The sequence below is a fragment of the Nostoc sp. C052 genome (assembly GCF_013393905.1).
Taxonomy (GTDB): Bacteria; Cyanobacteriota; Cyanobacteriia; order Cyanobacteriales; family Nostocaceae; genus Nostoc.
This window is the reverse complement of record NZ_CP040272.1, coordinates 1,655,843-1,682,028: the sequence shown is the minus strand read 5'-3', so window position 1 is coordinate 1,682,028 and position 26,186 is coordinate 1,655,843. Positions and strand designations below refer to the sequence as shown.

General features: G+C 46.6%; 19 protein-coding genes and 1 pseudogene. 11 read left to right on the top strand and 9 right to left on the bottom strand.

The features are described from left to right. The first annotated feature begins 2 nt into the window (after positions 1-2). Positions 3-431 (top strand): hypothetical protein, encoded by a 429-nt coding sequence (locus FD723_RS06760; protein ID WP_179064628.1) that lies wholly within the window; start codon positions 3-5, stop codon positions 429-431. A 200-nt stretch (positions 432-631) separates the two neighbouring features. Here the strand turns inward: FD723_RS06760 and FD723_RS06755 are convergent, their stop codons facing one another. From FD723_RS06755 to FD723_RS06730, 6 genes are all read right to left on the bottom strand, one after another. After that, a complete protein-coding gene (locus tag FD723_RS06755) occupies positions 632-3,967 on the bottom strand; it encodes a type 2 lanthipeptide synthetase LanM family protein (RefSeq protein WP_179064627.1) in 3,336 nt (1,111 codons plus the stop codon). Positions 3,968-4,008: 41 nt separating this feature from the next. Then, positions 4,009-6,180 carry a prenyltransferase/squalene oxidase repeat-containing protein gene (locus FD723_RS06750; RefSeq protein WP_179064626.1) on the bottom strand — a complete coding sequence of 724 codons (2,172 nt, stop codon included), beginning with the start codon at positions 6,178-6,180 and terminating at the stop codon, positions 4,009-4,011. 4 nt (positions 6,181-6,184) lie between these two features. Beyond that, the gene (locus FD723_RS06745; RefSeq protein ID WP_218651803.1) at positions 6,185-7,624 is read right to left on the bottom strand and encodes a phytanoyl-CoA dioxygenase family protein; all 1,440 of its coding nucleotides are present in this window, start codon (positions 7,622-7,624) and stop codon (positions 6,185-6,187) included. Between the two features lie 101 nt (positions 7,625-7,725). Then, positions 7,726-8,250, bottom strand: coding sequence for an NHLP leader peptide family RiPP precursor (locus FD723_RS06740; RefSeq protein ID WP_256875101.1), 525 nt, complete (start codon positions 8,248-8,250; stop codon positions 7,726-7,728). 79 nt (positions 8,251-8,329) lie between these two features. After that, a complete protein-coding gene (locus FD723_RS06735; protein ID WP_256875100.1) occupies positions 8,330-8,878 on the bottom strand; it encodes an NHLP leader peptide family RiPP precursor in 549 nt (182 codons plus the stop codon). 652 nt (positions 8,879-9,530) lie between these two features. Continuing rightward, positions 9,531-10,082, bottom strand: a complete 552-nt coding sequence (locus tag FD723_RS06730) for an NHLP leader peptide family RiPP precursor (protein WP_256875099.1) — start codon at positions 10,080-10,082, stop codon at positions 9,531-9,533. A gap of 523 nt (positions 10,083-10,605) precedes the next feature. Between FD723_RS06730 and FD723_RS06725 the strand changes: the two genes are divergently transcribed. The 3 genes and pseudogenes from FD723_RS06725 to FD723_RS06715 form a co-directional block, all read left to right on the top strand. Further along, on the top strand, positions 10,606-10,776 hold the full coding sequence (locus tag FD723_RS06725) for a hypothetical protein (protein WP_179064625.1): 171 nt from the start codon (positions 10,606-10,608) through the stop codon (positions 10,774-10,776). A 357-nt stretch (positions 10,777-11,133) separates the two neighbouring features. Continuing rightward, complete coding sequence (locus FD723_RS06720; protein ID WP_179064624.1) at positions 11,134-12,612, top strand: AAA-like domain-containing protein; 1,479 nt, start codon at positions 11,134-11,136, stop codon at positions 12,610-12,612. 32 nt (positions 12,613-12,644) lie between these two features. Beyond that, a pseudogene (locus FD723_RS06715) lies at positions 12,645-12,792 on the top strand (IS5/IS1182 family transposase); the annotation flags it as partial. Positions 12,793-12,851: 59 nt separating this feature from the next. On the opposite strand, the gene FD723_RS06710 reads toward FD723_RS06715, so the two are convergent. Further along, positions 12,852-13,607 (bottom strand): MinD/ParA family protein, encoded by a 756-nt coding sequence (locus FD723_RS06710; RefSeq protein WP_179064623.1) that lies wholly within the window; start codon positions 13,605-13,607, stop codon positions 12,852-12,854. Positions 13,608-14,294: 687 nt separating this feature from the next. Between FD723_RS06710 and FD723_RS06705 the strand changes: the two genes are divergently transcribed. The 5 genes from FD723_RS06705 to FD723_RS06685 are packed head-to-tail and all read left to right on the top strand — an operon-like array spanning position 14,295 to position 23,219. Further along, complete coding sequence (locus FD723_RS06705; protein ID WP_179064622.1) at positions 14,295-15,497, top strand: hypothetical protein; 1,203 nt, start codon at positions 14,295-14,297, stop codon at positions 15,495-15,497. A 12-nt stretch (positions 15,498-15,509) separates the two neighbouring features. Continuing rightward, entirely contained in the window at positions 15,510-16,583 is a 1,074-nt protein-coding gene (locus FD723_RS06700; protein ID WP_179064621.1) for a cyclic nucleotide-binding domain-containing protein, read from the top strand. Beyond that, a complete protein-coding gene (locus FD723_RS06695; protein WP_179064620.1) occupies positions 16,583-18,040 on the top strand; it encodes an NHLP bacteriocin system secretion protein in 1,458 nt (485 codons plus the stop codon). Before FD723_RS06700 ends, FD723_RS06695 begins: the two co-directional genes overlap by 1 nt. A gap of 1 nt (position 18,041) precedes the next feature. Beyond that, positions 18,042-20,282 carry an NHLP family bacteriocin export ABC transporter peptidase/permease/ATPase subunit gene (locus FD723_RS06690; protein ID WP_179064619.1) on the top strand — a complete coding sequence of 747 codons (2,241 nt, stop codon included), beginning with the start codon at positions 18,042-18,044 and terminating at the stop codon, positions 20,280-20,282. A 12-nt stretch (positions 20,283-20,294) separates the two neighbouring features. After that, on the top strand, positions 20,295-23,219 hold the full coding sequence (locus FD723_RS06685) for an NHLP bacteriocin export ABC transporter permease/ATPase subunit (protein WP_179064618.1): 2,925 nt from the start codon (positions 20,295-20,297) through the stop codon (positions 23,217-23,219). A gap of 329 nt (positions 23,220-23,548) precedes the next feature. Here the strand turns inward: FD723_RS06685 and FD723_RS06680 are convergent, their stop codons facing one another. Next, positions 23,549-24,703, bottom strand: coding sequence for a PAS domain-containing protein (locus FD723_RS06680; RefSeq protein WP_179064617.1), 1,155 nt, complete (start codon positions 24,701-24,703; stop codon positions 23,549-23,551). A 276-nt stretch (positions 24,704-24,979) separates the two neighbouring features. Continuing rightward, positions 24,980-25,165 carry a hypothetical protein gene (locus tag FD723_RS06675; RefSeq protein ID WP_179063507.1) on the bottom strand — a complete coding sequence of 62 codons (186 nt, stop codon included), beginning with the start codon at positions 25,163-25,165 and terminating at the stop codon, positions 24,980-24,982. A gap of 15 nt (positions 25,166-25,180) precedes the next feature. Here FD723_RS06675 and FD723_RS06670 point away from each other — a divergent pair, with 15 nt between their 5' ends. Further along, on the top strand, positions 25,181-25,762 hold the full coding sequence (locus FD723_RS06670) for an ATP-binding protein (RefSeq protein ID WP_179064616.1): 582 nt from the start codon (positions 25,181-25,183) through the stop codon (positions 25,760-25,762). Between the two features lie 42 nt (positions 25,763-25,804). Further along, positions 25,805-26,149: a hypothetical protein gene (locus FD723_RS06665; protein WP_179064615.1), complete on the top strand. Its 345-nt coding sequence runs from the start codon at positions 25,805-25,807 to the stop codon at positions 26,147-26,149. Positions 26,150-26,186: the final 37 nt, after the last annotated feature.

Here is a 26,186-nt window from a genome sequence, read left to right as displayed (position 1 = left end):
CTATGCATTTTTTAGCTATGAATCAGCGATGGATTGCTCTTCCTTTGTCCATGATTTGTGCGATTTTTTATGCCCCGATTGGTGAGGCTAATCCCACATCCAACTCCCATACAACGCCGCTGATTGCTCAATCCACTTGTTCTGCTAAAGATTTATCTCGCTCAACTCCACCTTTTCCCTGCGTCAGTCCAAAAGCTTTTAGTTGTTTAAAGAAAAATAATGCCAGTAATGGCGGTTCCCTAGAATATCGAGGCGATACCAGTGGTGAAATTGTCGTCAAGAGTGATGTTGTCGGACAAGTTGCACTCTTGGAATTCAACTACGATCAATCCACTCAAACGCTTAATTTGAATGTGAAACAGAAGAACTTTCCTGTTCAGGAACAACAGATTTGGGACGGATTTAAGAATACACTTTCAAAGTGTCGATAATTTACTCAGATATTGAAGTGCGGAATGTGGTTTACTCACAAGCTTTTCAGGGTAATTTGTCGCCCCATCAGCAATAAAGTTATCCTCTTAGGGACTTCCAGAAAATAAACTATTCCATTAACAATAATGATAATTAATTGACACATTAAATCTCTCTTCCAAAGCAGGAGAGGGATTTAATGTGAGAGGTGAATCTGCTATTATTCGAGGAGAAGAATCGATGGGAGTTGTTGAGGTGCAATCAAACGCAATAGCGTATAACCAATGCCTGCCTCACCCCGGAAGAACCCAGGAACATAAATGCTTTGGTGCAGTCCGGGTTCTGCGGTGTATCCTCCCTTGCTTCTCGCGAGATGGATGACTTGAGATGCTTGCGCTCTGGCATTTGCTAGCAGTTCTGGTTGACCTAGACGATCGCTTGCAGTAATCAGGAAATCAACTCGTCCCATGCTGCCACAACAAAGTTGATCGACCATTTCGCGTTTTTGCTCCAGTGTGGCGTAGGTCGTCTGGAGAGCAGACTGGATATCCTGGCGAATTGCAGCATTATCGAGCAAGGTCAGTCCACCCAATCGACCAAGACCGATTCCAGTTGCTCCATGACACCAGCTTGACATCAGAGGCGGTGCTTCCGTGCTGCCCGTTGCCAGCAAGAATTGGGAGAAGTCTCGTAGATCGCACCAGTTGCTCACAGTGGGTAAGAAGCAGCTTTGCTCGTAGGCAATTCCCGCTTCTGCGGCAAGCTGATAGGCTCGATCGCCTGTGATGTGTGCAAGTTTCAACAAGGCATAGGCAATTCCTGCTGCGCCGTGAGAAAACCCAGTCAACAGACGACCGCTTAATGTTCTCCAAGCTCTACCGCCTTCAGTGGGGACACTCCGCGCTAATAAAGATTGACCACAAGCGATCGCAGCTTCCAGTGCAGCCGAGTCTTGAGTCATTTCGTATAGCGTGATTAAACTCAAGAGAATTCCCGTTGTTCCACCCAAAATATCTAGATACGTGTCCTGAGCAATCACATCCGGTTCTACTAGAGACACCATGTCCAATGCCATCTCTAGAAGGTTGCAATCAGACAGCAACCGACTGATACAGGTTATTCCATACATAGAACTTGCTAACCCAGCAGACAGCCCTAAATTCAAATTGAAATTGGGGTCTTTCGTTGAAAATAAGACTGCTTCCTTTGATCGCTGAAAATCCTGTAATGCTTGCAAACAAAGCTCTTTGTAGGACGTTTCACCAGTGACTTTTGCTAGAGCCGCTAGGAATAGTGCAATTCCAACTTTACCATCATACAAACTCGTGTTAGTGGGTTGAAGCTCGAACCGTTGATGTTGGAGAGAGAACTGAGGAGAGAGCCAAGTTACACTGCCATCAGGAGCATGAATCGCTCTGTCTTGGATGCGTTGAGTAATCGCGATCGCTTCTGCTAATAGGGCTGTATCGTCAAGAATTTCGCTAGAAAAGCTATCTTCTGCCGATCCATCTTGCTCGCGCAGGCTCATTTCGTGAGGTGCAATTCCGCGCAGTCCCAGCATAGCTCTGATGTACTGTACCTGCATCGACATATCTGCCAAACTCAAGCTTTGTAAGCGCTGCCACATCAAGTCAAACCCAGACCCTTCAAAGAATTGCTCAACTTGCTGCTGCGAAGAAAGCGTCAGAATCTCTCGATCGGACTGAAGCGTAAACATTGGAATGTCGAGTTGCTCCATCGACTGCCGTTCGACATCGATCATTGACCAAAATTTAGGTTGATTGGCTTCCATCGCTGCCGATCGCTTCAAAACTTCTAGGCGAATACTGCGATCGACTCCATCTTTGAGATAATTGGGATGGGCAAGCTGTTTGAGAATCTTAGCGTAGATATTGGTGCGACGGAACAAGAAGCGAATGGTTTGGTTTGCCATTGCCTTGAGCGGACTATTTTCTGCTAGTAAAAGCTCTCGCTTTTCTAACAGGAAATAGTAAAGCTGCTGGAAGCCTTCTGCTACTGATTCAATTGAGTTGATGAGATTCGCAGGTTTGCCATCCAGCATTGGCATATGACTGAACGAGGGTTCGATCGCAATATCCTGTAGCGTGAGCGCCATTTGATCTGTATTCACCGCTGTCCATTGCAGTCCTTTATAGGTTCGGTTCTGCTGAACTTGGCTGCCTAGACCACTATAGTCAAACGAAGAATCGGCATCATCTTCACCTTCCCAAACAGGTAAGAGAGCGGTGCGTGCAACAGAGTTAGACAGTTGATAGATCGCGATGCGATGAGCAGTTTGCAGATATTCGGCTGACTCAAGATCGGGACGGGGTTGCAACAGTGTTTCTAGATCGATCAGAACTGGATATTCTCCACAGGCAAGCAAATTTTCGTGGTGACAGTCCGTTGCTTCCAGCACATAGGTTAAACATAACAACATTCCTGCCCGCTGGTAATGACGCTTAACCTGATGAACATCGGCACAGTGCCAGGACAACACATATTCTACCCAGCCATAGTCACCGCGATCGATGACCTCTACTGCTTTGAATGGCAGCAGACAACCTTGTTCGTTAAGCCAGAGCAGCAGATCGTTGTAGGCTCGATCGATTCCCAGAGACTTAGGCTTGTAGACTAAAGGCAAATCATCTCCAATCCGAAAAGCAATCACTGATCGTCCTCCGCGATGTCGATCGGAGAGTTCTACTTGAATTGCCACAACCTGTGCATTAGAAATATCTTTACCAAAGCGCTCTCCAATCATTAACCAGTCTGCATCCAAACGCTGCAAAAATTCTTGCTGCGCTTCAATCCACAGATTTGTCAGAGTTATTAGTAGACGGGCAAGCGTCGCATACTCCTCTAAGAATGAAACAAACTGTCCTTGCAACATTTCCTGGACAAAGCGAAGATAGAGATTGCGACCCGATATGCTTCCCATTTGGCTTAGGAAGCGTCCAAAGGAAGATTGTTGACCAGTGCGCCAGCTGGTAAACGTAAGACTGATGGATTGTGCCGATAAATCAATTAACTGACCTAGCAACGATCGCTCTAACAGCGCGTGAACTGGTTCTGTAAGTCTGCGAGCAGCCGCTCCTGTACGTCTACTCAGTTCTTGTTGAGCAATCAATACAAACGGAGCAAAGAGTTCTTGAAACGGCAGTGGAGCTTGAGGATCGAAAAAGCGATAGGTGGGAGATTGCTCAGAAGCTTGTGCAGTCATGAGCAGAAACACCTGATGCAGCATTTCTGCCCAATCAGGTAAAGGCGCATCTTCTCTGAGGGTGACGGTCTGAATTGCTTGTTTTGCCTGGTCTAAGGTAATTCCATCCCAACTCAAACAGCGCTGAAATCGATCGAAATCTCCCTTCGCGATCGCATCACACCAAGCATCTATGCGGGATTGTTGCAAAGCTTCAGCAAGCGGCTCAGAGGTGGGTAAAACATGAGCCACCTCAAGTCGTTCATACAGCGTACTGGAACGGGCAACAATGCGACGCAACGCAGCGGCGTGTAATCGCGAGGAAGCAGGTTCAATCTTTGAAATCGCTATCATTTGAAGGGATGTTCCTGAAAGACGAATTTGAATGACTTGGTTTAATCGACAGCAGTTAATGGACGATCGCTTTCTGCATCGGCGTTGAATGGTAGATGAGATTTCGCCTTAAAGAGGGCTTGTAGCACCGTCGCCGTTGTAAAGACATGATGTTGATCAAAATTCAGGCTTCCTTCAATCTTGTCATGATAGACCCATCGATCGAACTGGTTTGGATCTAAATCATCAGGGAACGGAACCCGCAGGCGGGCGGAAGATTCCCATGAGCCATCTAGCTGTTGCTGAGTAAGCAACCATCGAATGACAGCAGCGATCGCTGCTTCCGTTTGCTCTGGTTTGCCTAACAATAACAATCGTAAACCCCAAGCAGTCGCAAAAGGCGATCCCAATGGATGATCGTTAGTCGCAATGAAACCCGTTGGACTAAGGCGCTGCAAAGCCCATTGAACGGCGTTCGCAATCGCTTCAGAGGAATCATCACTTACAGCTAAAGCTTCAGCAGCTAAAGCAGTAGAATATTCGAGATCGTGCCACCAATAAGCAGACCAGCTACCCTCACTGTTCTGAGTCGAGTGCAAATAATCGAGCAGTTGGTCGCGTACTTCTGGAAGAGCCGCTAGAGCCGCACTCACACAGATATGAGAACCACACCAACCCTCCATACTCTGTTCTGGAGCCGCGTAGATAAACGATCGAATCGCTTCCGCCGATCCGTAAGTAGAAACCCCGCCATTGGAGCGCCAGTGTTCTCTCAGGGATTGAAGAGCTTGCTGAACTCGCTCTGACTGTGGCTCACCGAGAGCATGGGCAAGTTGGAGAACCCAACCTGTGCTATCCGCATCCCCCGGTGGAAATCGGTTAAAGCCCCAAAGTCCAGTGATGCGGTGACGGCGAGCTTGAAGCAGCGTCCAGGCAGTTTGAGCTGCGTCCAAGGCTTGGGGATCGACTGCGATCGCGGAATCACTCGCTAAGGTTGTCCCAACATAACCAGTCACCCATTCATCGCTTAAACCTGCTCCAAGATGAAAGTCTGTCCACCAGCCTTGAGAATCGCGGGAGGTTAAAAGGAAGGTGATTGCAGCCTGAAGACTCTGAGTGACAGTCGCGCGGGGAGAAGCAACGGCAGCAGAATTCGCCAAGCTAGTTCCTGCTCTGGTTTGTAACCCTGCTGAAAGTGTAGGACTCGCACTAATGGGTTTGTGCATCACGCCAAAGTAAACCTTGCTGCTTAAGGGCTTTCCGGGTTGGTAAAGCAATTTAACGTGACTCAATCCTCTGATGTAGATGCGTTGATGCAGGGGCTTATTCACCGTGTAGCCGGCATACTTGAGCAAAGCATCCCGCATAAAAGGTTCACACAAATTTTGCTCAACGAGGTGATTGAGAAGAGATGCCCATTGTCCATTCACACAAGACAGGTAGCGGCTGATATAAATTCCTTCAACACCAATGCGGGGATAGATCAGGGAGCCAACATCAATGTCTAAAATTGCGCCATCGCAGTAGGAATAGAGCAAGGCAAAGAGCCGCTCAATTTCCTGGAGCGATCCCTGCCATCCTAACTGATTGAGATGGGGGATCATTTGAATCGGTGAACCTGACAGACAGAATCGAACTGCTTCTATCTTTCTGCCAAACATGAATCCAAACTGAAAAATTCCGACCTGTGTAGGAAGGTTATGAATACATTGGATGACATTGAGTTCTACCCCCTCTGCCATATCATTATCACACAGTAAGGGTAGTGCTTTTCTCCAAATCCAGGTATAGTCGGGAACTATTCCTCCCTGAGGCGGGACGGGACTGACAAACAGCCCAGGAACGGGAACATCTGGTGAATTTTGGCTCTGATGTGCGTCAAATTCCAGCCATAGATCGTTGACCTGATAGTGCAATTCAGAAGACGGATCTGCCCACTCCAGACAGAACTGGCGAATCCGCTGCCATACTGGATGTTGTTGAAAGACATCGGGTAGTTTAATGGTCGGATGTAAGCCTGCTAAAATATCTCGCTCTGTGGGAGTGATATGAATGGCAAAATCGACCGTTGGCTCTGCTGGATGCAGACGCGCTTCAAAGCCGTAGCTGTAGGTCAGTGCATCGGGGAAGCAACGACCGATCGCTTGAAGTCGCTCCAAGGCATCTGGCGCGATCAGGGGCGAGAGGTGGGGCGCGATCGCTTGAAGTGAGTTTTCTAAAGAAAATAGCCACATGTGCTTAATATCCAGACAGTGATTCAGAAGGCTGCCGTTGATAGACGATCGGGTTCATCAACGTTTCTGCTAAATCACCTGATTTCAAGCCCGGTAAGCAGGTGGACAGATTGTGTTGACGAATGATTGCTGCAAAGTTTTCTGGGGGGGTGGGGTTGCGAGGCATCGGCGGTATTGCAACTCGCGCACCATCTGCATAGTAAACAATCACCATAGCTTCACGAGTTTGCTGGCTCGTGTTTTCACGTGAACTATGAAGAGTCCAGCCTGTATGGAAACTCGCATCTCCTGCAACCATTGCTCCGTAGCTCATGCGTTGCCAGCCTTTAGCATCGAGATTCCGTTCAAACTCATCCATCGATTCATCGTTCGGCATTGATGCCCCCTGATACCCCCGTCGGTGAGCAGCAGAGACAAAAATCATGGGCGACATTTCGGTAGTGACATCAGAGAGCGCAACCCACATCGTGATAACTTGATGGGTATCGAGGGGCATGAAGTAGCTATCCTGATGCCAAGGGGTATTGCCGCCGCCGGGTTTCTTGAAGTAGGACTGATCCCGAAAAAGTCGTACCGCATCGACTCTAAGTAAATCGGCAGCAATTTTGCCAAATCGCTTTGCTAAGGTAAACTTTCGAGCCGCTGGGTCAAGTCTCCATAGATTTTCGACAAACTTCCAACCCTGACTTTGACCACTGACCGATTTTTCCATCGCTTTTTGTTCAAGGTCATGGCGATCGACAGCCGCCGCTAGTGCAGGTCGATAGACAGCGATTTCTTCAGGCGTAAGGACATTGCGGAGCCGGAGATGCCCATCTTGATGAAAGCTGCGGATTTGGTCGGGGGCGATCGCATAGTCCTCCGCTAACGCTGGCAATAATAAGTCGGTTGAAGTGATGCGCGATCGCTCAAATACCTGCTTGCCAATGCCGCCCGCTCGACATTCACAGAACAATCCCCTAACACAGTGACAGCAGGTGTAGATTACGGCATTGAGTTCATCTGGGGTGAGTGAGTAGCCCAGCGGTAATAGTGCGGCTTGCAGTTGAGCAGGCTGGCTCGCCTGTTTCAGCATTCGTTTCAAAGCCTCATCGTGTAACGCCGCCTCGAATAATTGCAAGATGTGGGGTTTTTGAATATGGCGAGCAATCTCGGCTTGCAATTCGGTCAGGCTGAAGGGATAGCCAAATTTTTCGGATAGATGTACAAACCGCTCTGGGTTAGAGGTACAGGACTCCTGCTCTGGCTCTATCGGCACTTTGCCTTCCAGCACAGCGGCAAAAAATCGAGCGACGTTTTCTTGAGGCATGGCGGGTTCTCTACTTGACCTCTTGAGGATGGGGGTTGAAAGTGAACTGTGTGGAAATTTTGAGGCTAGATGACCTGGCATACCTGGCTCCGCCTCCTCTTTCTTGACCAGAGGCAGCAGCCCCTCGGAATACATTTCCAGCCTCCAGGCTGGGAACGAGGCTACACATGCTTTCGAGCTTTTCTTAGTGCCATTCAGTCAGGAACCTTAGTTTCTACCCAAAATATTGGCTCGATTTATCTGGCTTGGGTTCCGACTCCGGTAGCGGATGACCCGACAATACAGAGTCCGGCTGTCAGACCTGCTGCCACGCCACCGGTGACTATCCCCGCTCCAACCGCTCCGACCGCAGAGGCAACCATCACTGTAGCCGTAGCAGCTACCGAGCAGCCATTGGTGGCAACACAACCCGATCGACCCGACGCACAACCCGTCCAGTTTGAATTCTGGGAATCAAGGGTGCCTCCTCCGCCTGCCACCGCTTCCAGTTCAGCCTCCGATAATTCGGTGGTCGCTGCATCAGGAGTTTCCAACGCGGGAAGAACCAGGTAGTAGTGGGTAGGGCTTTCCTGCATCACGTTGATTTGCACGTTATCTGGAACATTCAATCCCTGCTCTGCCAATACAGCTTTGGGATTATTCAGTAGGCGTTGCCGAAATGCGGGATCTTGAATCGCCTGGGTAATCAATTGCGCTTCTAGATTCGGCATCCGACCTGTAGCGGTCATTTCTGAAGTGGGGGTAGGTTCGGTTGTAGACATTTTGCTGACCTGTTGATGATGTTATTCTCGCTCCTGAAGCGAGTGCAATGAACTGGACTCCTCAAACGTCCCTTTAAATTCACGCTAGCTTGGTAGCAGTAGCGGCTCCAGCACAAGCAATTGCAACTGCCCCTCCCGCCGCCATAGCTGCGGGAGTCCCTAAGGCAGCAGTAGCACTTGCTAGCGCAAGACCTGTTGCTGTCGCTCCGACAAAAGATGCCACACCGAAACCCACTTGAGCGGCAGCGTTACAGCCATTAGTCGCCACACACCCCGATTGACCTGATGCACACCCTGTCCAGTTTGCATTTTGCGAATCCAGGTTAGCTCCCCCTGCGACCGCTTCCAGTTCTGCATCCGACAACTCGGCAACTTCGCCCGATGCCGTGGGAAGCTCCAGCGCAGGCAGTACCAGGTAGTATTGCGTAGCACTTTCCTGCAAGACGTTAATTTGCACATCATCAGGAACGTTCAATCCCTGCTCTGCCAATACAGCTTTGGGATTATTCAGTAAGCGTTGCCAAAATGCGGGATCTTGAATCGCTTGAGTAATCAACTGCGCTTCCAGATTTGGCATCCGTCCAGTGGAGTTCATCTCTGGGGTGGGTGTTGGTTCGGTTGTAGACATTGTGACTCCGATTATTTGTCACTGAGTTCGACGTAAAAAATGCCCGAAAACATTAATAAATAAAGCTTTTTACTGAAAAACGTATTCGGACTTTGTTCTCAACAAATCCCCCACAATGAGAATAAACACTATATTCTCAATAAATCAAAGAAAAAGCGCCTAGCTCATTTGGTCTAAAAGCTCATCGTACAAGCTTTTCAAGCTAATTTCTTATATCGAACTCAGGTATTTGTAGAGCGATCAGAGTAGAAATTTTGAGGGCGATCTCGCTTTGAGTTGGGAGGGATGGAGGAGATATTAGACTTCTTGCATAAGTCGGGTAAAGGGTAAGGGTTAAAGGGAAAAGGGATAGAATTAACATTCCCCTTTAACCGAATGGCACTAAGAAAAGCTATAAGCTTTGCCCTAACTGGTTCCCAGCCTGGAGGCTGGGAACCCATTCTCGGAGGCTCCGCCTCCAGTGGGCTGACCAGAGGCAGAGCCTCTTGGAATACATTCCCAGTCTTCAGACTGGGAATGAGATGACACAAGCCTTTCGCCTTTTCTTAGTGCCATTCCCCTTTAACCTTTCTCCCTTTCCCGACAAGAGTGCAAAAGGCACTTTTGCAAGAGGTCTATTGATCTCCCCTTCCTATCCGCCAGTTGACAGCGATCAACCGTACTTGCTCGCCGCCGCTTGTCCAATACCACAAGCGGCAGCCGTACCTGTTGCCGCAACTGCAACAAGGGGAGATGCCGCAGTAAGTGCACCTGCTGTTACTGATGCCGCAGCAACCCCACCTGCGACAATTGCAGTAGCCGCAATGCCTGACCCAATTACCGCTGCAATACTGCAACCATTCGTGGCAACGCAACCAGACCGTCCAGAGGCACAGCCCGTCCAGTTTGAATTTTGTGAATCTAGATTTCCACCTGCGACCGCTTCTAGTTCCTCATCCGATAGCTCAGCGGCACCTTCAGTTGGAGAACCGTGCAGCGCAGGCAGTACGAGATAGTATTGACTAGGACTTTCCTGCAACACATTAATTTGTATGCCATCCGGAATTTCCAGTCCTTGCTCGGACAACACGGCTCTAGGATCAGCGATTAGCTTTTGCCGAAATGCTGGATCTTGAACTGCTTGAGTGATCAACTGCGCTTCCAAATTAGGTATATGCCCAGTTGCAATCATCTCAACCGTTTGTCCGGACTCACTACTAGACATCCTTAATCTCCTTAAAATCAAGTAATTGACTGAATTAAGCCGTGCCACAATTTGCAATTGCTCATATCAAAGCAACTACGATCGCATGATTCGTCGTAATCGATAGACTTAGCGCATTATGAGATTGACATCTTCAAGGGAAGGGATAGATTCTGTCTCTAATACAGCAAAAGCTATAGAAGATGAAGGAGTTCCACTTAATATTTGGGGGAAAGCCCCCTCAAGGTGTGGAATACTTTAACCTTCACAAATCAGATAGCGACTCCAAGGGCGCTCAGAGTCATCAACATTATGAATTCCAGATTTTAGGGTGAACGATTGAAGACCTTGGACAAAACATCCTCTACGCCAACCCTGTATTGTTTTTACCAGAGACTCCAGTAAAACAAAAGTGAAATCTGGTATCAACAGGTATCCACTTTGGCGAAAAGCACCGGAAAATTAAAAACATATGTAAAGACGTAGAACACGAACAATAAAATACTCCATCTCCAAGGAGATAGAGTATAGCAAAGATTCACCAATGCTCCAGACGGGTGGCTATCTCTCTACAGACAACTGGGGATGGAGTTTCCCGCCGACTTCCAATAAAGCGCGATCGCTCATTCAGCAGAATCACTTGAACTTCAGCCAGGAATCAAAAAGTACAGCTGATGTGAGTTGGAGTCTGGAAAGGCTTAAATACGTCAACTAAACCACAGCCTGAAACCCAAGCTATAGCTTGGGCGTTTTTAATTCACATAAGGTGTAAAGTATTAAAAAGTATCCTAATCTTGCTATATTTTTTCTCATCGGGGTTCAGTCATTGCCTCTGTTCACGGTGGTATGCGATCGCGACCTAAAGCAATCCCTAATGGATTGTTAGATTTGCCTGCTATCAAGTCCAAGTTCTCGCAGGTCTTCGGATTTGCGAATCGGTACGCCACGACGATTTAAAGACTTCATCCATACTTTCCGCTCTCATACCATCAGGGTGACAGAGGAACGATCGGTGAAGCTTGTCTATTTGCTTAAGTTAACATTTGCTCTATTTATACTGCCATAACATGCTATGAAGATTCCTCAATATTCTGCTCATTCCTCCCATCGCGCAATCGATCTGGAACGCTTACTCCACATTCTTGACGATGCAGTTAATTTACAAGTTGGTAAGCACTTCAATACACTACAAACCCTGATTCTTCACGGAGTTTGGATGGAGCAAAGCTATCAGGACATTGCTCAAACTGCTCACTGCTCGGAAACCCACATTAAAAAAGTTGGCGCTGAACTTTGGGAACTCCTTTCTACCGTATTAGCAGAACCTGTGAGTAAAAAAACATTAAGAGCGATCTTGGAGCGACGTAGTAGTGAACTTCTAAAAAGGGTTGCTCAGGCGACTTTACCGACAGTTAGAGTGCCTGATGTTGAAGACTTCCTAGAGTTTCCTGATGGTCCTGTTAAACTTGACTCTCCATTCTATATCAAACATCCTGCAATCGAAACCAAGTGCCATCAGGTACTCCAACAACCTGGCGGATTTGTTCGGCTCCAAGCACCCTCACAGATGGGAAAGACCACTCTGCTGAATCGGATTTTGCTTCAGGCAAAACAGCAGGGGTATCTCTGTGTTTCAATTGACATACAACTCGTCGATCAGACTACACTACAACATCTCGATCGTTTTTTGCAGTGGCTCTGCACTCATATTGCGAGTAGTCTCCAGTTGCCGACAAAATTGAATGACTACTGGGATATCACCTACGGCAGCAAAATCAGTTGTCAAAATTATTTCAAAAATGTTCTACTGCCTCAACTTCAAGCGCCACTGATCCTTGCGATCGACAAATTAGATTTACTGTTTGCCTACCCAAATGTTGCTGATGATTTTTTTGCGCTCTTATGTTCCTGGTACGAACAATCAAAATACAACGAATTGTGGCAGAAGTTGCGGCTGATTCTAGTCTATTCCATGAAACATTATGTGCCGCTCAATCTATATCAATCTCCATTCAATATCGGAGTAGCAGTCGAGCTACCCGAATTAAGTATGGGTCAGGTCAGTATTCTAGTCGATCGTCACGGACTCATTTGGACAACTCATCAATTAGAACAACTCATGTCCCTAGTCAGTGGTCATCCGCATCTGATCAGACTCGCGCTTTATCATATTGTTCAAAACTCTCTATCTCTCGATCAGCTTCTCTATCATGAGTTTACAGAGTCCAATCCCTTCTATCATCACTTACAGCAACACTTCAGGATTTTGGAGCAAAACCCAAAGTTGGTTCCTGTGCTGCTCTCAATCTTGATGAACGAACCCATCAACGCAAACTCTCTAGAGGTACGTCAACTCTACCAGATGGGGTTAATTCGAGTGCAGCGGGGTGAGATCGAGTTGCGGTGTGAATTGTATCGATACTGGTTGAGAGATTGTCAATCTTTACAAGTTTTATCGAATACATTCAATGGCGACGAAAATCTGCAAGTTCTGCTGAAAAGATGGTTTTTACTCGTACAGGTCTATCGGCTCCACTCCATAGCTGTCTAATTGGGATGAAAGAGCTTGAGATTCAAGCTTATGGCAAGGGGAGAATTCATGATTTTAGACTATTTAAAAGCAGTGGAGTAAAATTTGGAGAATTAATCAAAGTCATAGCGGATAAAGGCTATCAAGGAATTACTAAAATTCATCGATTGAGTGAAACAGCGATTAAAAAACCAAAAGGAACGGAATACGAAAGAGATACTTCGTTTGTGACTAAAAAATATTTACGACACAACCTGCAATCAGACCATCACCTGTTGTGCAACCTTTTGCATTTCCTGACTCAAGGGATGATTTGGATGGCGTAAATAGAACAAATCGCTACTCGCCAACTGCATCATCTCATCACTATTGGGAAACAATCCAGCAACAGCCACTTCATAGGTAGATTCCACCTGCTGTTTCAATGCAGCCAGATCGGTGCGTTGCAAAATTCGATTCACCACCATTAGGAGATTTGGCACTTTCAGTCTACGAGCTAAATCGACCAAAACAGCAGTACCCTGGAAGTCTTGACGATCGGGGCGCAAAATCACCACCAGCATATTAGAAATCGCAATACAAAGTAACGTCTCCTCATTTAGTCCAGGATGGGTATCAATGAAGAGGTAATCCAGTTTTAGCGTCTGCATCAGATCGCTGAATCCATTTTTGAGCAGTCGCACATCATACCCCTCTTGCAAAATTCGAGTAATACTGCTGATTTCAGTACTGGAGGGAATGAGAAACATCGTGCCGTTCGCCTGCTTAATTTCAGTAGGGGTGACATCATAGGCAGCAGAGGCAATCTCGCAGTTTCCCCACAAATAGTGATTCAGCGTATACTTGAGCCGATCTGGCTCTAATCCAAATAGAACGTGAATGCCAGGAGACTGGATATCAGTATCAATCACAGCCACACGCTTACCCGATAGAGCGATCGCCGCTGCTAAATTTGCTGTTGTATTTGACTTGCCTGTGCCTCCACGAAATGAGTGAACCGCAATAATCTTAGCCATATATTGTTATCCCCATTGGATCTACTGAACTGAGGTGCTAGTAAACGAGAGGTATTGCTTGCTTTTCATCAGTCACGCAACGTCCAGTCCCAAATCGTATAGCGCCGTGAATCTTACTTCATTGAATGAACTCAAATGCTTCTTCATTCTACCGCTGATCCTTCACTCCATTGCGATAACTATCGGAAAACAACTATCAATGGAACCGTAAAGTTAAGTAAAAATAGTTAGGCAATGTACCAGGGTTTTTGAGATTAGTGATATTCTGAGAGCGATAGATACTGCTGAAAGATGTCATTCTCAAAGCTCAACTTTGTGCAGGTTTCATCGTTCAATTAAACTCTGGTTTCAACAGTACCAATTGGATGGGGCTATCTCCGTTCATACTACTTTTGCATAAGAAAGACTGATGCCTTCAAATATACGCCCAGTTTGCACTTAAGTTCTTCAGTTTCAGAGAATGCAGCAATTCCAAATTCAAGGACAGAAGGGCATTTCAGCCTCTTTTGCCAGAATTAATTGCAGTAATAGTCCTTGTTTTTTCGATATAGACAAAACAGGAATTATGTGTATGTCCGGAAAATGATTCGTCAAAATCTCAGTTTAAATTGCAAGGATCATAATGCCGATTGTTGTGAATTCATCTGTATCTCGCAATACATTCCGAATTTGGAATTGCTGGAGAGAATGAGTCATCCTGAAATTGAAGCGGTGTCTGAAGAATTGCTTAACTATAACCAAAACACTTTTACTCAGCTTCCTCTAGATGCGCTTCAGGCACTCTCTAAATCCGATCTCTCACAGACTTCAGAACCGTACCTCGAAGCTTGGCAGCAATATGCACAGGAAGCGCAAACGCAAGGAGTGGCAACCGTCCTAAAACAATATTTAGTTCAGCTTCATTTCCCGATTGAAAGCGGTATGAGTGAAACAGCACACTATCAGGCTGCTACTCGACAGGGGGTTCGCCCTAGCACAAATGCTGTCAGGTCGAGAAATGATATTGATGAGACAAGTCATTTAGGTATAGAACGCTCTGAGGGGTGTTGCTTTCAAGCCCCCGATCAACTCAGTTTAAAAATCCATGCCAGCATCGCAGGGTTAATCCCTGTGATTATTGCAGGGTGTCGAGCAGACTTTGTGATGCTCATACAAGCACTGACACGACGCAATGAACCCACTCCAATTCCGCTGTCTATGGGAGCCTGTATGGTAAGTGGCTATAATAATTGGGAGCGAGTTTTTCGGTATCGCCACCAGTGGACAAACCAGTGGATTGAACAACAGGGTAAAAGTCCGAGTGAGTCCGATTGGAATGCAGAATTTAAGCAACTGATTCCACATAAGGATTTGTATCAGGATCGATTCATGATCTTGAGTACAGCACCCTACAGTCATGTGACTGCGGCTGAACTAGATCTGACAGAAGCCGAATGGAGTGCTTACTCTCTCATCATTCGTTTGGAACACGAATGTACACACTACTTCACCCTGCGATTTTTGAAGTCGATGAAAAATCATTTACTTGATGAACTCATTGCAGATTACCGTGGAATTGTTGCTGCGATTGGATATTACCGGGCAGACTGGTTTCTGCGCTTTATGGGATTAGAGCAGTACCCCAACTATCGATTGGGAGGACGATTAGAAAATTATCGAGGCAGTCCCAGTCTCTCAGATCGAGCCTTTCAAGGATTGCAAACTCTCGTTAAACGATCGGCTGAAAATCTAGAGCAATTCGATCGTGCCTATCGCACAGCGTATCTAACCCCCCAACAAGAGATTGCTATTGTTCTCGCACTCACTCAATCCACCTTAATTGACCTTGCTTCAGAGTCAGGACAAACATTCATTGCTCACACAGTCGATCAGATTTTATGCAAGAGGTGAGAAACGGCAGCTATGACCGAAGTGTTGTTAGAAGAACTGCTGGACAGTGACATCAACTGGATCGCTCAGAGAGGGCATAAACGTCATTTCTCTGCGAATCAATCGATTATTCAGCAGGGGCAACCTTTGGATGCCTGCTACATTTTGCTAACGGGATCATTAGTCGCTGCCGTTGCCGATAGTTTAGCGACTGATCCAGAAATGGGACAGTCATTGATTCAATTCTCACCTGGAGAGATTGTAGGAGAAACCGCTTTCTTTCGATCTACTCCCTTTCCGATGACCATTCGGGCGATGCAGGATTGTGAAGTACTGGAGTTGCCCTACCCAGCAATGCAAGCTCGACTGAGTCAAGATCCAGCCTTTGCCAGCCGATTTTATCGAGCGATCGCGATCCTTCTACTCCAGCGGTTTGAGCAAGTCCTTAGTAAGTTTTCTCGTCGTCGAGGACTTCAAATCTCGACAGTGCAAGATGCTCCTGTATTTTTGGGAGAACTGCACGATAGTGATGTGGACTGGATGATTGAACAGGGAACTGTGGAAGAAGCGATTGCTCATCAGGTGTTGATCCAGGCAGGTCGTGCAGTCGAAAAGCTCTATGTAGTCCTGAGTGGGGAACTTGCTGTTGCCGCAACTGAACAGAAACGTAGCGCCCTCAATGAGATTTTTAGCCAGTTACGAGGCGACGAAAATGAACCGAGCGGTCGCCAAATTCTCCGGGTGAGTCGAGGTGAGATCGCGGGAGAAACTGCGCTTCTGAACTCGCGTCTATCTAATTTTATCGTTAAGGCAACCGTGCCTTCAGTATTATTGTCAATTCCCCAACCCCACTTGTCACTCAAACTTCAACAAGACCTAGCAATGGGGGCACGTTTCTATCGGGTGCTAGCGATTTTGAATGCAGATCGACTGGAAGCATTTATCGATCGCCTCGGTTATACTGCGACTGCTTATCGGGTTGGACAGCCGTTATCTAGTACAGTGCAGTATGAGGATGAACTCAATCTCGATACACTCGATGTCGTTAACGTTGGGGGAGCGCGATTTGATTGGATGCTACAACAATTGAAAGTACGAGGTAGATAATGCAGGAGACTCAAAAAGAGGACAATCCTAAAAAAAGCTTGTTTCGACAAGAAGCGCTCGATCGAATTTCATCCCCAGAGCAGCTCGATCAACTGATCCAGGTTGTCAACCCCAAAGCCTGGATACCTTTAGCAACGATCGGGACATTTTTGGTTGTCACTTTAGTATGGAGCATCTTCGGGCGGCTGCCCATTACGGTGACTGGGCAAGCAATTCTGTTGCGTCCCCGTCGAGTCGTTCAGTTCCAGTCTCCTAGCAGTGGACAGCTTCAGACTTTAAATATTCAGGCTGGGATGGAGGTGAAACGAGGGCAGGCGATCGGGACGATCGATCAATCCCAACTTCAGGGACAGTTGCGGCAACAAAAAGAAAAGTTAGCAGCACTACTCTCTCAAACCCGCGAACGAGCAACTTTGCAAAAGCAGCAGCAAGGGTTACAACAACGAAATCTCCAACAGCAGCGGCGAATTCTAGAAAAGAGTTTAAGTGATGCTCAAGCACTCGCTCCTGTCCTGCGAGAACAGGGATTGAATTCGATTCAAAAGAATCGGGCTGGACTAACCTTACGATTATCGCAACTTCAGAAACAATTACCTGTGTCACAAGAGCGAGTGACACGACGACAGTCATTACTTGCAGCAGGAGCGATTAGTCAAGATACCTTGCTTCAAGTTCAACAGGAATACTTCGACCGAGTCACTCAGATAACCGATCTAGAAGCGCAACTGCAACAGCTTCGATTAAAAGAACTCGAAACTCAACAGCAATATCTACAGAATCAAACTTCTATTAAACAAAATCAAGCACAATTAGAAGATTTGACATCGCAAGAGATTAAACAATTACAACAACAAAAGGAACAAGTTTTTACGGACAAAAATCAAGTAGATGAAGTGAAACGGCAAATCGCTCAGTTAGAGTTGCAGCTTTCGAGTCAGGGTAAAATTGTGAGTCCTTATGATGGTCGAGTGCTGGAAGTCACGACAACTCCTGGACAGATCATTCAGGCAGGGAGTTTAATTGGTTCGATTCAAGCAGAAAATCCAGCAGAGCCACTGGTAAGTTTAGCTTTTTTTCCTGATCGCGATGGAAAGCAAATTCAGGCAGGAATGGCGGCACAGATCACGCCGAGTACAACAAAGCGAGAGCAGTTTGGTGGCATCATTGGCAAGGTGAGTGATGTGACTCCTTATCCGGTGGGGTTAGAGAATGTCCGAGCAATGGTCGGGAACACCGAGCTAGCTCAACAGTTAGCAGGGAGTAGCGCTCCAGTACAGGTTGCCATTCAGCTTACGCCCGATAGTACAACCTTTAGCGGTTACCAATGGAGTTCATCCCGTGGGCCGCAACAAAATCTATCGTCAGGAACCACTGCCAGCGTTCAGGTTCGCACGGGTGAGATTGCTCCGATTGCGTATGTGATTCCGTTGTTTCGGTCATGGACAGGAATCTACTAATATGACCCAGTTTTTATCCAGAATTAGATCCAGGTGGAATCGATTTGGATTCGATACCAGTCGAACGCCAACGCTGATTCAGATGGAGAATGCTGAGTGTGGAGCAGCGGCATTGGGGATTATTTTAGCTTACTATCAGCGGATCGTGCCACTATCAGAGCTACGGCGCGAATGCGGAGTTTCAAGAGATGGGAGTAAAGCATCAAATATGGTGAAGGCAGCCCGGCTTTATGGATTGGAAGCAAAGGGGTTTAAGCTGCCGATCGAGAAGCTTGTAGATGTGCGCTTCCCCTGTATCGTATTCTGGAATTTTAACCATTTTTTAGTCGTCGAGCGTTTTACGCAGAATTGGGTTTACCTGAACGATCCAGCATCAGGACGCAGAAAGGTTTCGCAGGAAGAATTCAGCCAGAGTTATACCGGGATCGTGTTAGTCCTAGAGCCGGGATCTGAGTTTAAGCCAGGAGGAAAGAAACCGGGAATTTTATCAGCCTTGATCGGTCGATTGAAACATTCTCAGCAGGCGATCGCGTTTTGCCTGATTGCAGGATTACTCCTGACGTTACCCCGCCTAGCAATTCCTGTTTTTAGCCAAGTTTTTGTTGACGAAGTGCTTGTTCAAGGTCGTCAAGAATGGATACGTCCGTTATTAATTGCCATGATCGTGACAGCACTATTTCAGGGACTATTAGCGCAGATGCGATTAAACTATCTGCTTCGCCTGTCGATTAAACTCTCAACGACAATGGCAGGCAATTTTCTCTGGCATATTTTGCGCTTACCTGTTAGCTTCTATGCCCAGCGTTATGCTGGAGAAATTAGCAACCGCAGTGCTTTGAACGATAAAGTTTCTGGGGTAATTACTGGGCAGTTAGGAACCACCGCGATCGATTTGGTGATGATTGTGTTTTATGCGGTCATTATGTTTGCCTACGATTGGGTGCTAACGCTAGTTGCTATTACATTTGCCATTCTCAATTTGGTGCTGCTTAGATTTCTAGCTACCAGTCGTAAGGATGCAAACAGCAAACTGGCTCAGGAAGGCGGTAAGGCTTTGGGGATGGTTGTGGGGTCTTTGCTCTCGATCGAAAGCGTAAAAGCGTCAGGGCTAGAATCCGATGTGTTCGCTAAATTCGCAGGTTCCTACGCCAAGACGATCAATGCACAGAAAGAGGCGGTTGTGCCGAACCAGATGCTCTCCACTTTACCGACTTTGCTCGGAGCGATGGCGACGACCACAATTCTAGTTGTCGGTGGATTTCGGATTATGGGTGGCAGTCTGAGTATTGGGATGCTGATGGCTTATCAATCACTGACGCAGAGCTTTCTGGGCCCTGTAAACTCTCTGCTGAACTTTGGCACTACGCTTCAAGACCTGGAAGCGGATTTGAATCGTCTAGATGATGTTTTGCAAAATCCAGTTGATCCTATGGTGACTCGTGAGCAGTCGTTCGCATCCACTCCGCAAGCTACTGCTCAAAATATTCGCTTAAAAGGCACAGTTGAATTGAGTCATCTCACCTTTGGCTATAGCCGAATGGCAGCTCCTTTGATTGACGATTTTAGTCTGACTGTTCACCCAGGTCAGCGAGTCGCTTTGGTCGGGGGTAGCGGTTCTGGAAAGTCTACTGTTGCCAAGTTAGTCACAGGATTGTACCAACCCTGGCAGGGTGAAATTCGATTGGATGGGATTGAGTACACTCGCATTCCTCGGACGGTTTTAGCCAATTCGCTGGCAATGGTCGAACAGGAAATCTTTCTGTTTGCTGGAACGGTGCGTGAAAATTTGACCCTGTGGGATGCCACGGTTCCCTTGGAAGATATAGTACGAGCTTGTCAGGATGCTGCCATTCATGACTTGATTATCTCAATGCCAGGCGGATATGAGTCCTCCTTGATTGAAGGGGGAATGAACTTGAGCGGTGGACAACGACAGCGGCTTGAAATTGCGCGTGCTTTGGTGTGGAATCCCTCAATTTTAGTGCTAGATGAGGCAACCAGTGCCCTAGACGCTGAGACTGAATTGATCATCGATCGCAATTTGCGCCGCAGAGGATGCTCTTGCATTGTGGTAGCGCATCGTCTTAGTACCATCCGCGATTGCGATGAAATCATCGTGCTGAACAAGGGAAAAGTTGTGCAGCGGGGCACTCACGATGAACTTCGCCAGCAACCTGGAACTTATCAAGACCTGTTATCAACAGCTACCAAAACAGAAGAACAAGAAAACGCGATCGCGTAGGAATAACCCTCTATGCTTCAGTCTCATTTGTCCTCAAATCCCCGCTTACTCAAAGGGAACACTCCCCTGTTGCTCACTCAGGAACAGGATATCTGGTGGGTGCAATCTGGTACGCTCGTCGTCTTTTCGACAGAATTGGATGAGAAGGCTCAATTGAGAAGCGATCGCCAATATCTATTTACCGTTGAAGCGGGTGAACTACTATGGGGTATGACATCGGAGCGAAAAAGTGTCGTTGCGATCGCGTTAGAAGAAAGTAATGTGCAAGCAATCGCCGCTGATCTGTCTACTAAATTGCCGATTGAGCCCCACCTAGCAGATGGTATCGAAGGTTGGATTCGCCACTGGGACGAATGGCTAAGTCATCAATCGTTGCTAAATCGTTCAGAAGGTGAAATTCTCACGGCAACCTCTGCAAGATACTATACGCTGTTGAAACAGCAGGTCTTGCAGGGCAATCGCCAAACCGTGCAATGGGTTAAGATTCAGCACGGGCAGGTGCGTTGGCTGGGTCTCGAAGCATTCACACTTGATGCAAACAGTCCAATTTTTCCGCTCACGCCCCATACCTATCTGATCGCAGATCATCTCACAGAGATCCAGATTGTCTCCCTCACCGATTTATCCTTCTCAGAAATGCTCTCTCAATCTGCAAGGGATGGAGCAAACGAATTACTATCTGGACTGCAACAATTTCATCGCTTTCTACAGCATCTTTTACAACACCTAGAAGAACAACATCACGCAGAAGAACTCCGCCGCTTTCAGGAACGCGAACGATTAAATCAGCAGATTTTCTATCATGCAATGAATGACCTGCTATCGCCATTGCAAGCAACCCCTGTGGAGATATCTCAGGATGGTTCGCCGCTACTGGTTGCAGCAGGAGCAGTCGCTCATGCAATGGGAATCACCTTACGCCCTCCCGCTGAGTCGGAAGATATTCACCTGTTGAAAGATCCATTAGAGGCGATCGCCCACGCCTCTAAATTTCGTACCCGCATTGTGCAGCTTGTCGGTGAATGGTGGAACGAAGAACACGGCCCACTGCTCGCCTACACCCTAGAAGGACAACCCATCGCCCTCCTCCAATCCGGTAAATACTACATTGCCTTTGATCCCATTGATCTCAGTCGCACTCCTGTCAATGCTGCTTATGCAAAAACTTTGAGCAAAAGTGCGTCCATGCTCTACCGCCCCCTGCCAGAAGTCGTTGGGCGGATTCCCAGTATTCTAACGTTCGCGCTCAGAGGATATCTCAAAGAGATTCTCTTGATTATTTTAATGGGGATATTGGGATCGCTATTGGGAATGGTCGTTCCCCAGGTCACTCAGATATTAATTAATCAGGCAATTCCTGAAGGCGATCGTGCAGCCGTATGGCAACTAGGACTGGCATTATTTGCTGCTGCCTGTGGTCAAACTGCCTTTGGCTTAACTCAAGGATTACTGAGTCTGCGGGTCGAAAATGCAGCCGATTCCACACTCCAGCCAGCCGTTTGGGATCGATTATTGCAACTGCCAACGACCTTCTTTCGGAAATATAGCATGGGGGATCTGCTGACTCGCATGATGGCGGTGAATCAAATTCGCCAACATCTCAGTAGTGCAACTCAACGTACCCTACTCAATGCTATTTTTTCACTCTTAAATCTAGGTCTGATGCTGATCTACAGCGTTCCACTCTCCGCTGTCGCTGTTGGCATTACCTTAGTTTCAGTCATCCTCACAGGTGTATCTAGCACTCTACTATTAGGTCTGAATCGTCGGCAAGAAGAATTGAGCGGTAAACTCAATGGACTGAATGTAGAGCTAATCAATGGGGTCGCAAAGCTACGAGTTGCTGCTGCCGAAAATCGAGCATTCGGAGCATGGGCAAGAGTGTTTAGCCAGCGGAGTCGGGTACACGCTCGAATACAACACATCGATAACGGAGTAGCCGTCGTCGGTGAGGCTTTACCGATTCTTAGCTCTGTCATGATTTACTGGTTCATCATGATGCTCACTGAAGCTGCACAACAGGAGGGCGGCAAACCCTTTAGCATTGGCGCTCTTTTAGCGTTTAGTTCCGCTTTTGGCACCTTTCAAGGTGGAGTCATTAGCCTCAGTAATACAGGAACTAACCTTCTCAACATCATTCCTCTGTGGGAGCGGGCTAAACCGATTCTCCATACTTCGCTTGAAAGCTCTTTAGAACAAGCCGATCCAGGTCGTCTACAGGGAGAGATTCAGATGGATCGTGTGGTGTTTCGCTACAGGGAAGATGGCCCACTCATCCTAGATGATGTGAGCCTGATGGCAAATCCGGGGGAATTTGTAGCATTGGTCGGTCCCTCTGGAAGTGGCAAATCTACGTTGCTTCGCCTATTGCTGGGATTTGAAATGCCGTTAAGCGGGACTGTGTATTACGATGGTCAAGATTTGACGGGTCTAGATGTTCAATCCGTTCGACGACAATGTGGTGTTGTTTTGCAGAACGGACGGATCGGAGCCGGATCGCTGTTTGAAAATATTACAGGAGGTGCATTAATCTCTTTGAGCCAAGCTTGGGAAGCTACGCGGATGGCTGGTTTTGCTGAGGATATTGAACAAATGCCGATGGGAATGCACACAGTGGTTAGCGAAGGAGGAATGAATCTTTCTGGAGGACAGCGGCAGCGATTGTTAATTGCACGGGCGATCGTATTGCGTCCCAAAATTATTTTATTTGATGAAGCAACCAGTGCGCTCGACAATCGCACCCAGGCAATTGTATCTGAGAGCTTGGATCGCTTAAACGTCACTCGGATTGTGATTGCACATCGTCTCAGTACCATTCGCAATGCCGATCGCATTTACGTTATGGAGGCAGGTCGAATTGTGCAAACTGGAACGTTTGAGGAGTTGATCCATCAGGAGGGATTGTTTGCTCGACTCGCTGCTCGCCAACTTGATTAGTTTTTACTCAAAATACTAGGCAGCCAAAGAACTGCAATGATGAGCAAACAAATCACTGCTAGCGCGACTGTAATAGACATGGGATAATTTTTGCTCTCAATCTGTCCAGATGCTAGTAGTAAAGTCGTTAAGGAGAAATCCATCATTGGAGTGCTGGAGAATATTATTCATGGTTAGACTATGCAAATTATACGCTGCAAACTATATAATTCTCATCTTGTAGCAATTTGCGATCGCACTCTCTTTCACCCCAGTGAGAAAAGATTCTAGAGTTCTATACTTTTGCAGTTTTTGCACTTCATTAATGAGTGATAATACTTGTTAACTGTTTATTTGTCTTTATGGCGCAGATTATCAGCTTCCTGCATCAACCATTGAAAATAATCGGTCTGCTCGATTTCAGCAACTGTTTTGATCCGTTTGCTCTGATCGATCTCAATCTGTAGCTTTCGCACTTGTTGCCTCAAGGAGTCTTCTTGCTGTTTGCGTTTGGTAATATCAATACAGCTTCCTTCATAATAGAGGGATGCTCCCTGAGCATTCTGTACAACTCGTGCCCATTCAGAAACCCAAAAAGTGCTACCGTCCCGGTGATACACCTGATACTCAAAATCTTTAATTTCACCCTGAGTGGCTAGCGCGAGTTCAAAATCTTGGCGGCGATTGGGATTGACAAAGACCTGAAGAGCAATATCCGTAATCGCCTCCGTCATCTCGTCTGGAAAGGCATAGCCAAACATAGCTGCCATTGCTGGATTCACCTCCAGATAACGTCCTTCTAGAGAAGTGCGGAAAATGCCTTCGATGGCGTTCTCAAAGATACCGCGGTATTTTGCTTCTGTCAGTCGCAGTGCTTCTTCTGCTTGTTTGCGATCGTTGATATCCGTAATTGCAATTAACAGTGCTTCGACTCCCCGAAACACAAAGGGACATATCGAGATGAGAACCCAGAAGGGAGAGCCATTGACCTGTTTAAACAGGAGTTCGCCCTGAAACTTCTGCTGGGTGGCAATCTCATTCAACTGGGTCTGCCACTCCATAGGATTCATATAAAAATCAACGGTGTGGTAGTTGAGAAGTTCTGGTGGCGAAAGCTCTAATATCGCTCCTATCGTTTGGTTTGCGTATAGAATCTGCCCATCAGCGATTTGTGAGATCAGTAGTCCTACAGGTGTGGCCGCAGTAATTAACTGAAACTGTTCTTCTCGCTGTCGTCGTTCTTCTTCAACCTGGTGTTGCAACTCAGACTCTAACTGGCTGGAATGCTCAGTTGTGTTTTCGAGCAGAATCTCTAAGTCAGTCTTCTCTCGTTCGATGCTATCCAAAATCTGATCGGAGTGGTGGGTAACAGTTGCTAGAATGGCTTCTAAATCGTTTTTTTCTTGAAGCGCCAACCTAAGCCGCTGCTGGAGTTGCTCAATCTGGTGGTTTAGCTCCTGTATCTGTGGATCGACCTGATTGTTTAAGCGTCCTTGATCTACCATTGTTATGCTCACTCCACAGCATTGAGGGTATTGATCGATCTGAACGATCGATGATTAATTGTCAACCCTACTATACTTTTGCAGAAATTGACCCAGAAATTAAACTCCTGGGCTAACCACAATTCCCAAGTCATGAGGTGCATCAGATCGCTCCACCACTCACACTGCTTGGGAGTACTTAACTTGGGCACAGTCCAATAGACATCTGGTGAAAAAGAATTGTTTTGACGTAGCAGTGCTACTTCTCTGCAAGGGTTCTGGGTAATGCATCTTTAATTACTGGAGATGTCTAATGTAAACGAAGATTAAAAAGCGATGCCAGTCGGCAATGGTAAAACGACGCAAGTAAAGTCGCCAAACTTCCTCTATGGGTGGCATTTCTTCTCCTACCCAAGCCAAAGCTAAAATTACATTGGATAATGATATGATTTCTCCAGTGTCAAACCCTAAAGTAGGTAGCAATTGAGGGCTACATGCATGATGAAAATTCTTGGAGATTTCAATGATTACCTACCTGTAAGTCGAGAATATTTGACGGTCGTTTTATCACCAAGTTCAGTCCCTCTCCAACAGCGCTGGCATAATAATGGTCTATCGGCTGATTTTATGGCAGATTATTTTGCAACGTTTTTTCCCAGAAATCAGGATACCGTTTCCAAAATTAACAGTAAGATTGAGGTGAAAAGTGTTGTTAGCTTCATTGCGAATGAACTTTTAGAAAATTCAATGAAGTTTAATAATTGGAAAACTGATTATCCGATCAGCATTACGCTACAGCTGCATACCGATAGCCTTGTTTTTCTGGCATCAAATAGCCTTACTGCTGAGGCAGTTGATGACTTTCAGGCATTTATCCAAGAAATTATTGCAGATGATCCCGGTGAGCTACTGGTTCGTCAGTTAGAAAATAATGCTGAGGACGATAACCATACTAGCTCTGGACTGGGACTATTAACCATGATGAGTGACTATTTGGCAAAAATAGGATGGAAGTTTGAAACTGTTCAGGAAGATCCAGAAATCATCACTGTTACAACGATGGTGTACTTGATGATGTAGTTTGCTCAATCAGAATTTTTCAGCAGGAAGGGGCTAAAGGCAATGGAAATTACAAGTGAGAAATATAGTGTCCGTTACGATCAGATGGCAAAAACTGTTTCCTGTCGAGGTGCTTTGCGGTTGGCGGGGATGGAAGATTATGCGCCAATTGTGGAGTTACTCGATCATGTGCTGGAAGATCGCCCATCTGAGTTAATGTTAAATCTGCGAGAGCTAGAATTTCTTAATAGTTCTGGAATCAATGTTTTGTCAAAATTTGTCTTGAAGGTTCGTCGTCAAGAAGATATTCAACTGATTGTACAAGGTTCAACCACGATTCCTTGGCAAGAGCGATCGCTGAAAAATTTACAGCGCCTTATGCCAAAATTGGAACTCACCTGGGGCTAGTACAACACGGCGTCAATAAACCAGCCATTTCAAATAG